The 17813-nt window shown below is 37.0% G+C and carries 15 protein-coding genes; 2 read left to right on the top strand and 13 right to left on the bottom strand.

Translation table 11 applies throughout. The features are described 5' to 3' along the window. Positions 1 to 12: 12 nt before the first annotated feature. Both CC92_RS0119395 and CC92_RS0119390 read right to left on the bottom strand, forming a co-directional pair. A complete protein-coding gene (locus CC92_RS0119395; protein ID WP_029501858.1) occupies positions 13 to 4308 on the bottom strand; it encodes a DEAD/DEAH box helicase in 4296 nt (1431 codons plus the stop codon). Then, entirely contained in the window at positions 4280 to 5218 is a 939-nt protein-coding gene (locus tag CC92_RS0119390; protein WP_051650610.1) for a PfkB family carbohydrate kinase, read from the bottom strand. The genes CC92_RS0119395 and CC92_RS0119390 overlap by 29 nt, the downstream gene beginning before the upstream one ends. A gap of 255 nt (positions 5219 to 5473) precedes the next feature. Here CC92_RS0119390 and CC92_RS0119385 point away from each other — a divergent pair, with 255 nt between their 5' ends. Continuing rightward, the gene (locus CC92_RS0119385; protein WP_029501860.1) at positions 5474 to 6130 is read left to right on the top strand and encodes a GNAT family N-acetyltransferase; all 657 of its coding nucleotides are present in this window, start codon (positions 5474 to 5476) and stop codon (positions 6128 to 6130) included. 3 nt (positions 6131 to 6133) lie between these two features. On the opposite strand, the gene CC92_RS0119380 is transcribed toward CC92_RS0119385, so the two are convergent. The 3 genes from CC92_RS0119380 to CC92_RS0119370 are packed head-to-tail and all read right to left on the bottom strand — an operon-like array spanning position 6134 to position 7923. Further along, on the bottom strand, positions 6134 to 6820 hold the full coding sequence (locus CC92_RS0119380) for a FadR/GntR family transcriptional regulator (RefSeq protein WP_155998274.1): 687 nt from the start codon (positions 6818 to 6820) through the stop codon (positions 6134 to 6136). 27 nt (positions 6821 to 6847) lie between these two features. Next, on the bottom strand, positions 6848 to 7540 hold the full coding sequence (locus tag CC92_RS0119375; protein ID WP_029501862.1) for an LrgB family protein: 693 nt from the start codon (positions 7538 to 7540) through the stop codon (positions 6848 to 6850). Positions 7541 to 7545: 5 nt separating this feature from the next. Beyond that, positions 7546 to 7923, bottom strand: coding sequence for a CidA/LrgA family protein (locus CC92_RS0119370; protein ID WP_029501863.1), 378 nt, complete (start codon positions 7921 to 7923; stop codon positions 7546 to 7548). Between the two features lie 467 nt (positions 7924 to 8390). Here CC92_RS0119370 and CC92_RS0119365 point away from each other — a divergent pair, with 467 nt between their 5' ends. Further along, entirely contained in the window at positions 8391 to 8813 is a 423-nt protein-coding gene (locus tag CC92_RS0119365) for a PPC domain-containing DNA-binding protein (RefSeq protein ID WP_029501864.1), read from the top strand. Between the two features lie 88 nt (positions 8814 to 8901). Here the strand turns inward: CC92_RS0119365 and CC92_RS0119360 are convergent, their stop codons facing one another. From CC92_RS0119360 to CC92_RS0119320, 8 genes are all read right to left on the bottom strand, one after another. Continuing rightward, positions 8902 to 9699: an SDR family NAD(P)-dependent oxidoreductase gene (locus CC92_RS0119360; RefSeq protein ID WP_029501865.1), complete on the bottom strand. Its 798-nt coding sequence runs from the start codon at positions 9697 to 9699 to the stop codon at positions 8902 to 8904. Between the two features lie 290 nt (positions 9700 to 9989). Further along, positions 9990 to 10415 (bottom strand): flavodoxin, encoded by a 426-nt coding sequence (locus CC92_RS0119355; RefSeq protein WP_029501866.1) that lies wholly within the window; start codon positions 10413 to 10415, stop codon positions 9990 to 9992. Between the two features lie 35 nt (positions 10416 to 10450). Further along, entirely contained in the window at positions 10451 to 11005 is a 555-nt protein-coding gene (locus CC92_RS0119350; protein WP_029501867.1) for a DUF3793 family protein, read from the bottom strand. A 637-nt stretch (positions 11006 to 11642) separates the two neighbouring features. Continuing rightward, on the bottom strand, positions 11643 to 12290 hold the full coding sequence (gene kdpC, locus CC92_RS0119340) for a potassium-transporting ATPase subunit KdpC (protein ID WP_029501868.1): 648 nt from the start codon (positions 12288 to 12290) through the stop codon (positions 11643 to 11645). A 31-nt stretch (positions 12291 to 12321) separates the two neighbouring features. Next, positions 12322 to 14370, bottom strand: coding sequence for a potassium-transporting ATPase subunit KdpB (gene kdpB, locus CC92_RS0119335; protein ID WP_029501869.1), 2049 nt, complete (start codon positions 14368 to 14370; stop codon positions 12322 to 12324). 15 nt (positions 14371 to 14385) lie between these two features. After that, positions 14386 to 16110, bottom strand: a complete 1725-nt coding sequence (kdpA, locus tag CC92_RS0119330) for a potassium-transporting ATPase subunit KdpA (RefSeq protein WP_029501870.1) — start codon at positions 16108 to 16110, stop codon at positions 14386 to 14388. A gap of 40 nt (positions 16111 to 16150) precedes the next feature. Further along, positions 16151 to 16228 (bottom strand): K(+)-transporting ATPase subunit F, encoded by a 78-nt coding sequence (gene kdpF, locus CC92_RS23690; RefSeq protein ID WP_155998595.1) that lies wholly within the window; start codon positions 16226 to 16228, stop codon positions 16151 to 16153. Positions 16229 to 16925: 697 nt separating this feature from the next. Further along, positions 16926 to 17744, bottom strand: a complete 819-nt coding sequence (locus tag CC92_RS0119320) for an immunoglobulin-like domain-containing protein (RefSeq protein ID WP_029501871.1) — start codon at positions 17742 to 17744, stop codon at positions 16926 to 16928. Positions 17745 to 17813: the final 69 nt, after the last annotated feature.

The following is a 17813-nucleotide window of genomic DNA, read 5'->3' as shown; positions in this document are numbered from 1 at the left end:
TTGTGGTCTTCTTTACTTCCGATATAATACGTAATCCGCGATTTCTTTCTTAAATCCTACCAAAGACAGCGCTTCTTCTGCCTCTTTTGGAAACTCTTTAATAACTAATCTGTTCGTACTCGGATAAAAACATTTTCGTTCAAAGTCAAGAACAAATAATTCCAAAGCACTTTTTAATTCCTCAAGCTCAAATACCTTCAGTGCTTTTCCTTGACGTTCAAACACCGCAATTGGTACTCCTTGCGATAATGCAACTATGGTACCTGCTACTTGTACAAAGGAACGATCTTTTTCATAAGAAAGGTATTTTCCCCAGATTTGATATGGATCTATTGCAGATAACCATAGGATTTCTTTTTTGGGGTGCTCTAGCGTATACATTGTAGATATAAAATCTTTTTCACGGATAAATTGTATCCCTGAGAGCCCTTCTACAAAATACCCTCTTCTCGCCCTTTTGGTATATTCCCAGACACTAAGTTCCTTTAGTGCATCCGCCCAGGAAATCCCTCTTACCGTCTCTTTACACACGATTACAACCTGGTCAAATAATCGCTCCAAAGTTTGCTCAATCGCCACATCCTTAAATGGTCTGGCAACTTCAAACCTTCCAGAAGTCATAACCATAACCCTAGCGTTCACTAGCTGTCTTACATTGCCTTTCTTAAGCTTCTCCTTATTTAACCACATTCTAACTGATACAAAACTATCTGCACAGACAAGTCCCTTCTCTAGTAAGGAGAGAATTGCCTCATAAGGGGATTTGCCAGAAAGCAGTGAAGTTAGACTATTTAAGAAACTCGCACCTCTTTTCTGTAAGGCTTCATAGAGCATTTGTTCCGTTTCTTCTAAAGGTATATCAACTGTAGGAAGTAAAGCCTCCCAATCAATATCTTCACTATAATGAAAACTAATCCCTTCCTTTGTTACTCTATACTGGAAATTACCTTGGGATAACAGAGAATCCAACAAATCAGGTCTATATTTCGCAACTCTTGCTGGTAACAGTACAGTTTCTAAGAAAGACGGTTGGATTACCTGACCAGCAAATTGATCCAATACCTTACTAAGCTGCTCTTTCGGTGATGCTGCGATAGCGGTCTTTCCAGCGAGAAGTGCTGCGAAACGCTCTTTGGGCAGAGTTTTTATCTGTTCTCTTCTTTCATATACTGTTAGCTTTAGTGCCTTTTCATAAAGAGTTGAATGATAATAATATTCTCCTTGTTTTACTATTGCTCCTTGTTCACATAATGCAGATAGATTCGTAAGTATTACTTCTTCCGGTATATAATAACGCTCCATAAGCTGCTTTGCAGTCTGTCCACCACGATATCGTAGCGTTCGTCTAAGAATCTGCTGACAAGCTTTATTTTCTCTTTGAACCAAAGCATCTTCATATAGTTTAATCTGCTCCGTTGCAATCCACAACCCCGGTTCAATATAGCAAGCAAAGCCTTCCTCTACTAAACTTAATAACCAGTCAATTGGTATCTCCAGTTCCCCTGCTATCATATCTCCTTCTATCATTAAAAGAGTATGAAGTTCTTGTTTATTCTCTGGCAATTTTACTCTCTTTGATACTTCTTCTATCATCTTTTGTTCTGGTTGCAAGTTATTTGCCTGCTCTAAGGCTTTCCTTGATGCATCTAATATTCCCATAGTCGATGGAGCATAATCATACATCATGGCTCCTTCGGTTTGTCTTCGAAAAGGAAGTGACATAGGAGATGGAAATTCTAAGAACATCTCTCTTATTTCAATCGAATTAGATAAAATTCCATGAATCACATACTCAAGCCCTGGAAGATTCCAGATATCTTCCAAGCACTCTCGCTTCGTTTCTCTAATGATTGGATGATTTCCATAGGACAAGATAGAATCAAGCATCTGTGCGCAACGCATTCGTTGTACCCAGAGTGGCTGTCTTCCGCTTTTTCGGACTCCCATCATCATTGCTCTGCCCATATTATAACGGAAAGAAATCTGAAACAGTGGTGTCGCAATTAATTTCGCTTCCAGTACTCCCCGCAATGTACTTGGTGATATCATAGTCAGCAAACCTTCTGGTAAAGGCTGTCCATCATAAGGAAATAGTAAAAAACCATCATCGTCTGCCACATAATTGATTACTCTTTGTAATGACATGCTCGCAGCTTCCTGAATTAATATAGCAAGTGGTTCATTCACTTCTCTTCCAAATACAGAATGTACCATCATCTGAAAACAACCTGCTTCATCTTTAAAATGTTCAATGAGAATAGTTTTATCATTCGGAAGACACCCGGTTGCTTTTAACTGACGCTGAATAAATTCATAAGCTCCCGTCGATGCTGCCTGATCCAATCCAAATGCTTTTAAGTCCTCTAATAAGCTACCTGCCTCATTGGCCCTAGAAAGCTTTCGAAGTAGTTCACCAAAAGCCAAACCTGTTTTAAGTCCTCTTCCTTTTTTCTCACCCTTCCAGAAAGGAAGTTTTGCATTTCCTGAGGATGCAGGTGCTACAATTACTGCATCTTTTTGTATGTTTACTATCTTCCATCCAAAAGTTCCAAGTAAAAACTTTTCCCCTACCCTTGATTCATAGACAAATTCCTCATCAAGTTCACCAAGCTTTACACCTTCTTCACTTTTCACTTGATATAACCCTTTGTCAGGAATCGTTCCTCCTGTAGAAACAGCTAGCATTCGACTGTATGGGTCACCTTCCACCCTGTCATGAATTCTATCGTAAAGAATCCTTGGTCTGACTGGAATCTCCCTTTCATGCTCATAATCTCCAGCTAACATTTTTAAAACATCACGAACATCCTCAATATTTATATCCTTAAATGGGTAAGCTCGTGGTAAAATCTCAAGTACCTCCTGTACCTGATACCCATCTCCTGTTGCCATAGAAACAAGATGTTGTGCAAGTATATCAAAACACATTCTAGGTGGTTTGGCATATTCTACCTTACCTTGTCTTGCGACCTCTGCGGTAAGTCCACAATAAAGCCCCTCAATTGGTGCTCTTGGAAACATCTGCATCACACTTACTCTATCAGGATTATGTCCAGCACGTCCTAATCTCTGCATCGTGCTTGATATGGACATAGGGCATCCTATTTGAAATACTTCATCAATCTCTCCAACATCAATTCCAAGTTCCATGGAGGAGGTTGCGCAAAGGAGTCTTAATTTCCCATCTCTTAACGATTGCTCTACTTCTAATCTTTGTTCCTTTGATAGACTTCCATGATGTGTTCTAGCAAACCCATCTCCACCGAGCTGATTTACATAGTAAGCCAGTTTTTCTGCAAATCTTCTTCCTTCCACAAAAGCAATAACGCTACGTACTTTACGACAGGAATCATAGATAATAGCAGCTATTTCCTCCCAAACAGGCGTCTTACGTATACCAACTTCTTCCGACAAGGGACTAGTAATTAAAAACTTTACTTTCTTCGTCATCTTAGGAGCAACAATTTTTGCTGGCCCCGGTGAAAGATAATTTGCAGCAAGGTCTAATGGTTCAATCGTAGCAGATAATCCTATACGCTGTAGTGGTTTCCCACATAACTTATCAAGCCTAGCAATGGATAGCATCAGATGCGCACCACGTTTGGAATCAATGAGAGCGTGTAACTCATCAATAATAACAACTTTCGCTGTTTTTATTATACCCTGCCCCGATTTACTAGTTAGAAGCAGATAAAGTGATTCAGGTGTTGTGATAAGTATATGAGGCGGATGCTTTATCATCTGTCTTCGCTCTTGCGGTGTGGTGTCACCGGTACGTATCGCAACCGATATACTAGGAATTTTTGAATTTTGCTTGCTTGGCTGTGTTCCATTAACGCTTAGATTCTTTGATTCATTCAGCAGCAGATATTCTTTTTTATTCCCTCTTTCCTCTCTGTTATCTTCTTTGATAATTCCATCTTTGTCTTGTCTGATGAATTCATCTTCATTATCTTGTGTAATAATGTTATCTTCTCTGTTTTGTTTTATAACCTCCCCTAAGATTCCATGCAGGGGTTTCTTTAAATTCTCTTTAATATCACCCGCTAGTGACTTTAGTGGTGATACATAGATGACGTAGAGCTCTTCTTTTAATTTTTCTTCTCTTGCTAATCGCATTAGCTGATCAATATATACTAAAAATGCGGATAGAGTCTTACCAGTACCTGTTGGGGCAGATACCAGCGTATCAAATCCATCTGCTATACTTCTCCATGCTTCTTTCTGTACAATCGTTGGTTCACCAAGTGTATTCTTAAACCACCTCGATGTGACAGGCTCAAACATCTCCATTGAATCGATTGTCATCTGTAATCTTTCCTCCTACTAAAGCCATAACTTCACTAAGTGTTGGTGGATTTGTAGGTAATGGAAATCTTGTACATGCTACTGCCGCACAGGCATTTGCAAAACGTACCAAATCCTCATCTTCCATACCCTTTAGTAGGGCATAAACACATCCTGCTTTAAAAGTATCCCCTGCTCCTAAGGTACTCTCTACTAACACCTCATATGGCTTTAAAACTTTTTTCCCAGTTTTCTTTCTTCCATACCAGATTTCCTTTGAGCCTCTAGTGAAAATTACTAATCCATTCCCGTTAGTTATGTACTGTTCAAATAATTCTTCTTTGTCTACTTCACCAGTATAAGTATAGCCAAAGAACTCCCCTGATATTATTGTAACGTTCGCATTCTTATGAATTAGACTGTCATATTTACAATCAATGGTAACATACGGTATCTTATACTCCATACAAACTTTTGCAACAAATTCAGCTTCCTCACCAAAGAAAGGATCCAATCCGACCACCCTAGCAGCTAAAATATCTTCTAACCTAGGTTTATTCCATCGCTTTACTGAATCAGAACAGAAACTTCCAAACATTCCAAATGGTGTTCTAGTATCTTTATCGATAATAACATAATCCTCTAATCCGTCATAAGTGATATCGTGGGTTAATCTAGATATATCAACCTTAGTCCCTTGATAAAAAGCCTTAATTACAGGAAAAACATTACTTCCCATATGATTTCCATCCATTAATACGGTACATCCAAGAGAACTTAATACCGTAGCACAGGTTCCTGTTTCACCCCCTGGTAGTTTATGTTTCATTTTAATTTCCCCATAGGTATCAGGTTTAGGATAAGCACCTGCTAATAAAAAGCTATTCGTTGCTACCACCATACCATATAAATAAACATCAAACATCCCCATATGAACTCCTATTCTCATAAATAATTCTTTTGATTGTTACAATAAACTATCTAATATTTTAGCATGAATCCCATTAACTGTAAAATAGATAAAGTACTCTATCTTTATTTATCCTTTCATTTTTTCACAATTTACGAATATCATGTCGCTCCATGATATTCTATGATCCTATGATATTCTGTATTTAATCTTGAAAATCTAAGCCTTTTGATGTATGATTTCAACATGAATACATACCAAAGGTGAGTGAATCCGTTGTATACCGATCAATTATACCGTATCGAAAAAAAAGATTTTGAAAAATTAGAACAATTATTATCAGAATGTTTTCTTAATGATCCTTTATACGCAAATTTAATTCCGAAGGAAGAAACTAGGAAAAAATTGATGCCAGAACTTTTTAAATGTGACTTAGAGGAGTTTTTCAATTCCTGTGAATTCTATGCAGATAGTGAAGATATTAATGGGCTTATTATTGTCTCAGATGAGTCGGAACATTATAACACCCTACGTTATTATATCGATGAATTTATAGCATCCATAAAAACAGAAGGTTATCTGATTAAAGAAGATCCCTCTTTAAAGACACTATGGAATTTTTATCTTGGAAAGGATTATTTAAATTCTAAATGGACGGATGACATAGAGCAAACCAAACGAATGCATATTATCTATCTTGCCGTACGCCCCTCTGCGCAACATCATGGTCTTACCTCCAAAATGATGAAAGAAGTAATACGCTATGCTGATGAGTTTGGTTTAGAGCTTTCCCTAGAAACTCATAACGAACGAAATGTTGCAATGTATGAGCATTTTGGCTTTACTTTGTATGAAATAATTGAAAAACACTTTGATTTAAAGCAATATTGCATGGTGCGATTTGCAGAGAAAGAAAATAAGACTATTGTGTAACAATTATGAAAGGACGTTGTTACGCAGAGCCTGGTCTATGAAATCATAGTGATTTTTTATTCCACTAAGACCCTTCTTAAGATTTTTACTTTCCAGTCCTTCCATTATCATTCTATGACATTCTCTTTGATATTGGCGTTCTTCCTCCTTCATATGATTTAAATTATATGAAATTCCATCCTCAAATGCGTCTGCTAACGCTTCCATAATACCAATCATAAGTGGATTTTTTGTCATAGCAATTAATTCATGATGAAATTCTTTATCGTATCTGCTCTCATCCTCTCTCGTCGCAGCTTCCAAGGCAATCAGTCGATCCATCAGCTTTTTTAGCTGCTCTTCCTTTATATCCTGTATCACACTACAAAAAGCTTGAATTTCCACCGCACAACGTACCTGATTGATCTCAATGTAATTAATTTTTTTCATGTATAACATCATCGTTAAGGTTTCTGTAAAAGCTTTTCCTACCGAGCTTTTCAAATAATTTCCTGAACCTTGCTTACTCTCTATTAATCCCAACGTTTCCATCGTTCGTAAGGCTTCCCTTATGGAATTTCTACTCATATTTAAATCAAGTGACATCTTACGTTCCGTAGGGAGTCTATCTCCCTCCTTTAACGTCTCTGTTTTTACCAGATCTTTAATATAATGAATCACATTTTGATATGTTTTATTTTCTATATTCATATAATAACCCTTAACTCTCGCTTTCAATTACATAAAATTCGTAAAGATGGAGGCTCCAATTACTGTTAATAAACCAGACACAGCAATAGAAAGGCTACTCATTGCCCCTTCGATTTCTCCCATCTCAAGTGCCTTCGCTGTTCCAACTGCATGTGCAGAAGTGCCAATAGCAATTCCTTTAGCGACTGGATGCGTTATACGAAACACTTTACATACCGTTTCGGCAATCATGTTTCCAAGTACTCCAGTGATTATTATCACCGCTACTGTTATCGTTACGATTCCTCCAAGCTCCTTTGATACGCCCATACCAATTGCAGTTGTAATAGACTTTGGAAGTAACGTTACATATTGCTCATGAGTAAATTGAAATAACGCACATAATAGTAAAACGCTAACAAGGCTAGTTAATACCCCTGAGATTATTCCGATGAAAATGGCCTTTTTATGCTGTTTTAGTAACTCCATTTGTTCGTATAAAGGAATTGCAAGACAGACTGTTGCTGGTGTTAGAAGATAGCTAAGGTATTTTGCCCCTTCTTCGTAAGTCTCATAGCCAATATCAAATACGGAAAGCATACCAATTACAAATATTATTGATATCAGCAGCGGATTAAATATTGCTAGTTTCCATTTCTTTTTTAAGAGTAAACCAATTTCATACCCAAGTAGGCTTATACCAACCCCAAAGAATAAAGAATTACTTATGATTTCTTTCATTTATGTTACCTCCTCTTTTGATTCCCTAACTCCTTTTTGTTGTCCTGTGAGATAACTCTTTGCGTAACTCTACCGGTCACCACCATAACAACGACAGTGGTTATGATAATAATCAGAACCAAAGGTAACCAAATATCACTTATCTCATTCCAGGAAATCATTAAACCAACTCCAGCTGGGATAAACATAAGCGACATAATTTCGATTAAGAAGCTTCCAGCATCTTTCACAGATTTGACTGGGACTATTTTTGTCATCATAAGACCTAACATAATAACTAATCCATATATACTTGCGGGTATTGGTAAAGGGATACAGAGTTTTAAAACCTCTCCAATAAAAGTTACCGCTAGAATAATTCCAAATTGCCGAACGTACTTCATAACTTTTCTCCATTCTTGTGTAAATTTATATGTATTGAGATGTTCACCAAAAAAAGAATGAACTAATGAATAAGGAATGAACCTGACTAAAAGTGATATTATCAATATTTCTCTTTTAATCATAATATTATTATCAATAATAATAGATAGTGTCGCTGAAATAAATTTCTGTTCAATATTGGTACTACCAATTATGATTGAATATTACACCTACTCTTTTTATCTGTCAATCAATATCAGTCAGAATTTAATTTTCCAGATACAAGAATTTGCATAGTTTCCTGATTAATTTACCTCATAAATCTTACATTGAGAGCAGATTGTATTCGTGTGAACTCTATATAATTAAGATACACCGATTTTCTAATGCATTTTTTTTTAATGTTATGTATAATTATCTTGATAGATTTATTTCCACATTGAATTTAAAATTGAGGATAAAAGGAAAGAAGGAAAGAAGGTGCATTATGGACTATCGTAGATTTGAAAATCATTATGTAATCCGCTTGGATCGTGGAGAAGATATCGTTACACAGCTAAAAGAATTAGCGAAAAAAGAAGAGATTAAGCTTGCTACTTTAAGTGGGTTAGGTGCCTGTGGGAAAGTCACAGCAGGTGTTTTTGAAACGGCGAATAAAACCTATAAAAGCTATACCTTTGATGGTGATTTAGAAATCGTATCACTTGGTGGAACCATAACATCTATGAAGGGAGAAGTTTATACTCACTTTCATATCAGTATCTCTGATGAGAACGGGAATGTTTATGGTGGACATCTAAATGAAGCCATTATAAGTGGAACCGGTGAATTAGTTTTAACCGTTATAGATGGTATGGTAGAACGTGAATTTAACGAGGAGATTGGGTTAAATTTAATGAAATTCCGATAAATTATCGATAAGAACCTTAATTTTATTAATACGAAAACAATAGTTAGGGCTTTTGCAATATAATATGCAAAAGCTCTTAGACATAGCGTTATCTTTTACTTTTCATTGCAATCATATCCCCATAAACCGGTGTTGGTAACCCAAAACCACCAGAAACATCAACAATCTGACCTGTTGTATACGCAGAGTCATCACTGGCAAAGTAGAAAACTGTTCCAGCTATTTCTTCTGGGGTGCCCATGCGTCTGATTGGGGTATGCTTTAAGAAAAACTCTTTGAATTCATCTGTTAAGTTTTCATTTACTGCATCTGTTGCTGTCATACCAGGTAATACAGCATTACATCGGATATTGTCTCTTGCGCACTGCACAGCAATAAGCTTTGTTAAGTAGTTAATTGCAGCCTTACTAGTACCATAGGCTATCTGTGAAATATCAGGGCGTATTCCTCCAATAGAAGAGATATTTATAATACTTCCACCACCATTTGCAGCCATATGAGGTACCACCGCTTGAGTTGTTAAGAACACACTCGCTAGGTTCATATCTATGGTTCCAATATACTCCTCATACTCAGTTGACTTAATATCTAGATCCTTTCTTGGGTTGGAGGTTCCAAAATTATTGACTAATACATCAATTCTACCTTCTTGCTTCATCACTTCCTCCACCATAGTTTGATAGCTCTCTTTTACGGTAGCATCGTTATAAACTGTTTTAACTTTCCAACCATCTTTTTGTAGCTCCTTTGCAACCGCCTCTGCTTTTTCTAGATTTCTCGCTCCCATGTATACAGTGGCACCCTCCTTCGCAAGACGCTTAACACAGGCAAGTCCAATGCCTCTTGTCGATGCGGTAACCAAAACAATTTTTTCACTTAATTTCATATATCTGCCTCCTATTGTAATTGTTGATAGCTTTTCCAAATTTAAGACTTACTATAACAGGAAATTGTAGCACTCTAGACGAAAAAATCAATGGATAACGTTGGAAATCAATCTATGTTTCATCCCTATTTATTATCTTAATACATGTCAACTAATAAGTGATTATAACTTGAAATAAATGAAAGAAGGTAGGAATGTAGACTGATTTCATAAAACTACATTCCTACCTTCTTATTATATAATTCTATCGTTACCGGTAATCATTCATCTGAATCTAACTATGTATCAGATCATACAACAAGAGTTTTCCCTAATAGAGTACAAGCACTCTTTGCTTCCTCATCTGGAGCATCGTTACAAATAACACTGTCGCATGCTAGAATCGCACCATCGTCTACACAGGTTTCTTCCCATGTTCGCATCCATTCACCGTCTCCCCATCCATAAGAACCAAATAACGCAATTCTTTTTCCCTTAAGTTTTGATTCTATCGAAGTAAACATTGGTTCAAACTCACTATCTTCTAACTCTTCCGAGCCCATAGAAGGACAACCAAATGCAAATGCATCAAAATCATCAATAAGATCCTTTGAGAATTCAGTAGCTGTAAACAATGTTACATCTGCTCCTGATTCTTTTGCACCTTCCACCACATAATTTGCCATAGCTTCCGTATTACCGGTACCACTCCAATATACTACTGCAATTTTACTCATATCGCTAACCTCTTTTCTTATGAAGTATTTATGTGTCAAGCGGCTACTGTGAGCTGCCAAACTGTCTTTCCTTGATTCCAGAGATTTATGAACTCCGCAGTGCATTTTTTAAAACAATAAAATAACTTTTGTGCCTCACACACATCACAATACACCTTCCAACAACCTGTACACTTCGGATTTTTACCTCTGTTTTCAATAAATCCGATGACATCACCAAGTGGATAACCAAGAAATAACCCGATTTCATGTGGAAAACCCTCTTGTTCGTATAAGTGATTATTTAGTATATTTATTGCAACATCAATAGTTATATCTTCATAACCATACTTTTTTAAAAAACCTGCAACACCCTCTTTTTTCAAGTCCGCAGCAAGTTTATCTTTTCGATAAACGTAAATTAAAGCTCTATTATTTTGTACCTTTAATGCCTCAACGAACACACCTTTATAGTTTAGTTGTTCGTTCCACTCCTTGACATGAGCAATCAAATCACTTTCACAATCATAATCGAATCCGAACAGATTGCCAGTTTTTAATGACGCTAATGTCGGAGAACAATGCTCGATTAAATATCGTTCTATACTCATTGACTATACTCCTCACTGTTACAGTATTTTATTGGTTAGTTTATCCTAACTTATAGTGTCAAGAAAAGCGGATACTAGTAGTTCCGCATAATTCATTCTCTTCTTCACAATTCTATGGTTAGTTCATCCTAACCCGTATACTTAAGATAAGCGGAGTATACTCCGCGCTTATGGTTAGTTGTGTCTAACCTAATTACACTTTATCATCTTGTATTCTATTTGTCAATCATAATTTATACCAATACTTTCTATCATAATTTATACCAATACTTTCTATGTATTATTATATAGAGCTATAAACTTTCATATTGAAGTTGTAGTTTGAATCATCATCTTTCTTCAATTTCTAATTACTTCTCTTCTTTTATTACTTCTTCTCTTTTCTTACTTCTTTTCTTTTCTTACTTCTTTTCTTACTTCTTTTCTTACTTCTTTTATTACTTCTCCTCTTTTCCTACTTTTCATCTTTTCTCACTTTTGACCTTATCTCACTTTTGACCTTATCTCTTTGTCTTAGTAAAATAAATGATCAGGGATGCCTTATAAGACATCCCCATTGATTAGCCATATTATCTATATACCATATATCATAAATAGAATCCTAATGACTATACCTTCTGCCTAAAAAGTTTATTGCTTATTCTTGTGCTCCAATCAATCCCATATGTTTTGCAATATCAATGTTTACGCCAAGCACATTCACACGATTTTCTCCAAAGATTCCAAACAATTTATTCTCTGTATTATTCTCTACGATTTCCTCAAGTAGTTCCATCGAAAGTCCGGTAGTCTCCACAAGCTTAGTCAGTTGAATTTTTGCTGATTCCGGTGTGATATGAGGATCTAGACCAGATCCGGAAGCAGTCATTAAATCGGTTGGTATATCATTTGCACTCAGGTGAGGATTTTCCACCAAGAATGCTTCTATATCTGCTTCTACTCGAGCAACTAAGTCAGGATTTGATGGAGCATAATTATTAGAACCAGATGCGACACCGCCGTAAACTCCATTCTCTAACTGTTCTTCACTATAGGTATTATAGTTAACTGCAGATGGACGGCACTTCATGAAATAGTCTTCTTTAAAATCCTGTCCTATCAGCTTCGAGCCAACCGCTTGCCCATCTATATGAATTAAACTACCGTTTGCTTGGTGAGGAAATGCCACCTGAGCAATTGCTGTTAACAGCATGGGATAGCCAAGCCCACACAGGAATAACAAAATTACTGTTATCAGAACGGCCTTTCTTAAACCGCTTAATGATGATTTTAGTTTTTCTTTCATTTTTTATGCAAAACCTCCTATTCCTACTATTTTACAGACCCAACAAGGAAAGCAATGGGTGAATCAACAAGTCTATTATTTTAATTCCGACGAATGGAGTAATGATACCACCAAGTCCATAAACCAAAAGATTACGAATTAACATTCTGTTACTGGACATCGGACGGTATTTAACCCCCCTCATCGCCAGCGGAATCAGACATGGAATAATGATGGCATTAAAAATTAAAGCAGACAATATTGCGCTATATGGTGAAGCAAGAGACATAATGTTCATAACCGATAGTTGGGGAATCGCTACCATAAACATGGCAGGGATAATTGCAAAATATTTTGCAATATCATTCGCAACTGAGAATGTCGTTAAACTACCACGGGTAATTAACATCTGTTTCCCAATTTCAACTACCTCTAATATCTTAGTAGGATCGGAATCTAAGTCAACCATATTAGCAGCTTCCTTGGCAGCAGTGGTACCACTGTTCATCGCAAGACCTACATTTGCCTGTGCCAAAGCAGGGGCATCGTTGGTTCCGTCACCAGTCATAGCTACTATTTTCCCCTTTGCCTGCTCTCGCTTGATAACATCAATCTTATCCTCTGGCTTACACTCTGCAATAAAATCATCCACACCTGCTTCGCTAGCAATGGTAGCAGCTGTCAATGGATTATCACCAGTACACATAATTGTTTTAATACCGATTGCACGTAGACGTTCAAAGCGTTCCTTCATGCCAGGCTTTACGGTATCTTTTAAATAGATTACACCCAAGATACAGTCATCACAGCAAACAGTCAGAGGGGTTCCTCCTAACGTTGCAACCTCGTCTACAAGCTTTTTTAGATTTTCCGGAATACTTCCACCCATTTCCTTAATGTACTGTATAATCGCATCACTGGACCCTTTACGAATTTTCGTACCATTCTCTAAATCAACTCCACTCATACGAGTCTGCGCTGAAAATTCTATAATATTTTTAGTCTTAATATCAGGAATATTATAGCCAAGCTGTTTACCCAAATCTAGGGTTGACTTTCCTTCTGGAGTCTCATCAAATACAGAAGCAGTCATTGATACTCTAATTAACTTTTGTTTGTCTACACCCTTTACTGGTAGAAAATCAGCTGCAAGACGATTGCCATAGGTGATAGTTCCAGTCTTATCAAGAATCATCGTATCAACATCACCACAAGCCTCAACAGCTTTACCTGACATGGCAATTACATTAAATCTAGTAACCCTATCCATGCCAGCAATACCGATTGCAGAAAGCAATCCACCAATCGTAGTTGGTATCAAGCAAACTGCGAGCGCGATCAGAGTAGAGATAGGAAGTACCACTCCACTATATCCACTGATCGGATAAAGTGCAACAATGACAATCATAAAGATGATCGTCAGCGACACCAATAGAGTGTTTAGTGCAATCTCATTTGGTGTCTTTTTACGAGATGCACCCTCAACTAGTGCTATCATACGATCAAGAAAGCTGTTACCTGGCTCTGATGTAATACGTATCTTTAGCCAGTCGCTAACCACTGTTGTTCCACCTGTAACACTGCAGAAGTCTCCACCACTTTCACGAACTACCGGAGCCGATTCACCAGTAATAGCTGACTCATCCACACTAGCGATACCTTCCATAACCTCTCCGTCATTGGGAATCACTTCTCCAGCAGAAACCATTACAATATCGCCTTTTTTCAGTTCACTTGAGTTAATCAAACTCTCGGTTCCATCCTCATTTAAAAGACGCGCTTTCGTATCCTTTTGTGTCTTCTTAAGTGATGCAGCTTGTGCCTTACCTCTTCCTTCTGCCACCGCTTCTGCAAAATTTGCAAATAACACTGTCACAAATAATACTACACATACAATAATATTGTAGGTGCGGAGATGTTCACTGTTGGCTTCTATGATAGAAGGAAAGAAAGATAACAGCAGTGTAATGAAAAATCCTAGTTCTACTACAAACATAACCGGATTTTTCACCATATAGCGAGGATTCAACTTAATAAAAGACTCCTTCACAGCTTGAGAAAAAATCTCTGGTGTAATAAATTTTCCTTTTGATTGTTTCATACTTTCAAACCTCCGTTAATTCCACAGTGTTAAATGCTCTGCCACAGGTCCCAAGGAAAGTACCGGGAAGAAGGTAAGTGCTGCAAAGATATATACAATCAATACCAAGGCAATCGTAAACGTTTTGGTATCAGTTCTTAAGGTACCAATTGTTTCGTTCACAAACCGTTTCTTCATCAAGGAACCTGCAATCGCCATCTGAATAATAATGGACAGGTATCGTCCAAAGAACATCGCAAGACCTGTTGTAATATTCCAGAAATAAGTGTTATCCGCAAGACCTTCAAATCCAGAACCGTTGTTTGCAGCACTCGATGCATATTCGTACAATACTTGAGAAAGCCCATGGAATCCTGGATTTGTAATACCCTCCATACCTGCTTGCGTACCGACAGCTAAAGCAGTAAAAGACAGGATTAATAACGGATGAATAATAATGCACAATGCAGTGAGCTTCATCTCTTTTCCTTCAATTTTCTTACCAAGATACTCCGGCGTACGTCCAATCATCAAGCCACAAATAAATACGGTCAAGATTACATACATAATCATGTTCATAAGTCCAACACCCTTACCACCGAATACCAAATTCAACATCATGTGTAGTAATGGAATCATACCTCCAATCGGTGTCAAGGTATCGTGCATATTATTCACAGTACCTGTGGTAAAAGAAGTTGTGGTTGTGGTAAACAGAGCGGATTGCCCTATACCAAATCTAACCTCTTTCCCTTCCATGCTACCCATGGATTGAGAAAGACCTGCCTGCCCCAGTGCTGGATTACCTGCCTTTTCTGCAAAATAACATACAAATACACCAATTAGAAACATAATTCCCATCGCAGCAAAAACGGTACGACCTTCACTGCCAAACAAACAGCGCTTTGGTTTTGTATTATCTTTTTCTTGTTTTTTTCTATTACGAACCATATTCCCAAACATGATAACACAAGCACCAGGAAGTATCATCATAGAATATAGTTCTGCAATATTAGACAATATTGTTGGATTTTCCAGTGGCGTAGCAGAATTGGCACCAAGGAATCCTCCACCATTTGTACCAAGATGCTTAATCGATTCCAACGCAGCAATCGGTCCCATTGCGATATCCTGCATATTACCTTCTATTGTATTTACTGTAACATTGGCATTAAGATTTTGTGGAACGCCTTGCCAAACAAGGAACAGACCTACGATAATCGATAATGGCAACAAGATACGGGTTATAATTCGAACTAAATCCACATAAAAGTTACCCATATCTTTCTCTTTTCCTGCAAGCCCACGTACAAAAGCAACGCAAGCTGCATATCCACTTGCCGCTGATGTAAACATCAGAAAGATGATTACCATCATCTGTGATAAATAGGAAAGTCCACTTTCACCTGAATAATGCTGTAAATTCGTATTCGTTATAAAACTTATAATAGTATTAAAAGAAAGTGTAGGCTCCATTGCACCAATTCCATTCGGATTAAAAATTGGAAGAGCCTGAATTCTCAAAATCAGATATCCGATAAAGACCATAACAGCATTCATCACTATCAGAGACATTACGTACTTTTTCCATCCCATGCCTTTCTGTGGGTCAATACCGCCAAGACGATAAATAAAACGGTCGACACGGTCGAAAACTGGGTCTGCAAAGGTATGTTTATTGGTAGCAACATGGTACAGATAGATACCCATTGGAATTACCAGCAACATATAAATCATTAATGTAACTATAATTTGAAACATAGCCTATCCTCCTAGTTATATCCCCTATAATTCTCCAACATCAAAACTTTTCCGGATTGATAAGTGCATAAAGCAGGTACAATCCAAGTCCGACAAGGATAACGGCTAAAAAAAACATGCCTATTGACATTTTGATATCCTCTCTTTCCCGTTACTTAGCTTATTGTTTTTCGACCTGATGCTCACACCAATCTACCAGTAATTTCACTAAAAAAAATGATACCGCTAACATAGCTAACATGATGATATCCATACTTTTTACCTCCTTTTTAGTTTATAAACTTAAACTAAATTTTTGTATTGTTTACGCTTGTTAACTTCTTTTCCAATCACTCTATTCCTCCATATCAAGCTTCCTTTCTTCTTCCAAATCTATGTTAAACCAGAACGTATAAAAATGGTCTTAAGATGCTTTGTATGGCATTAAGATTGTATAAATATGAAATGTGTTATTGAAAAATAACTTAACTTTGATTTTATTTATTAAAAATAGCGGTTAGAAAAAAGACTAAAAAAACCCCAAAGCGACATTGTTTAAGTCGCTTTGGGGTTTCACTAACCTAATTTACAAACAGGAACGCTAATTTAGGCATCCCGTCAATTATCTTTTCTTCTGTAGTATATTTATGACATGAAAACTTATCAACTGTCTTATGCCAAAAAGCTTTCGCACGGAAATTACTATCTGTCAAATATACTATGTAAAATTTCCATGTCAATTAATTCCTATTGATATCACCATATCTATTTGATTCACAAACATACCTTGCATGAATAAGTCTCCTTACCTATTCATCAATAAGGAGACCACAAGATTAATCCTCGATTTCAAAGTATGCATAGTAATCATTAGTATCATAATCACCTGTAGCTCTAAAATCCATCACTTCTTTACCAATTCTGTAACTTCCGGAAGGAAGTTCACCATAGAGCCTTTCCCAATTCACTTTCCATTCTGTGCTACCATTCTTAGTGATTATCCAACCTTCTAATGTCCAAGCAACAACATATTCTAACTTTAATGTTTCTACTGGTGTCCATTGATCCTCTGTTTTTACTTCTAGCCAAAATCGACTACCTGTAGACAATTCACCCGACGGTTGACCTCCTGACTGATTACATTCTAAAGTCAACCCAGTTGGTGTGATATTACTAGCAGTTAGCTCGACACCCCAAGCATCCATTTCAGAATTATTCATAGACTCTGTATTCTTTTTGGATTCTTTTTCAAATCGAATCCATTTTTGATCAATCACAATATCAATGCCACCATCTCCAACATACTGATATTCATATCCACTACCAAAATTCGATTGATTATCCTCCGTCGGAATATCTGAACCGTCAACTGTAGAGAGAATCTTTCCATCCATTACACCACATCTGGCTCCAATATCACTTTCCTTGCCTGTATCATAGTAGAGTTCTCCATTGATCATGACCATAGGATGGCTGTCTTTTACATCATGGTCAGTGCCCTCTACTTCTCCAACCTCAGTTATACTAGGTTGATAAAGCGCATTACTATCCGGTTCTGTAGTTCTACTACCCGGCGTTAAAATCTTTGTTCCACAGCCTGATAATAAAATTGGTGTAAAGATACCAACCACAAGTAACGAAATTAATCTTTTCATATTCTGCTCCTATTCCATGACTATTTTAGTTGTTCTATAGGTTAGACGAGTTAAATCGCTAATTGTTTC

This window comes from Lachnoclostridium phytofermentans, from assembly GCF_000733755.1.
Taxonomy (GTDB): Bacteria; Bacillota; Clostridia; order Lachnospirales; family Lachnospiraceae; genus Lachnoclostridium; species Lachnoclostridium phytofermentans_A.
The sequence above is the reverse complement of the archived record's forward strand: the minus strand, read 5'-3'. Positions and strand labels throughout refer to the sequence as shown.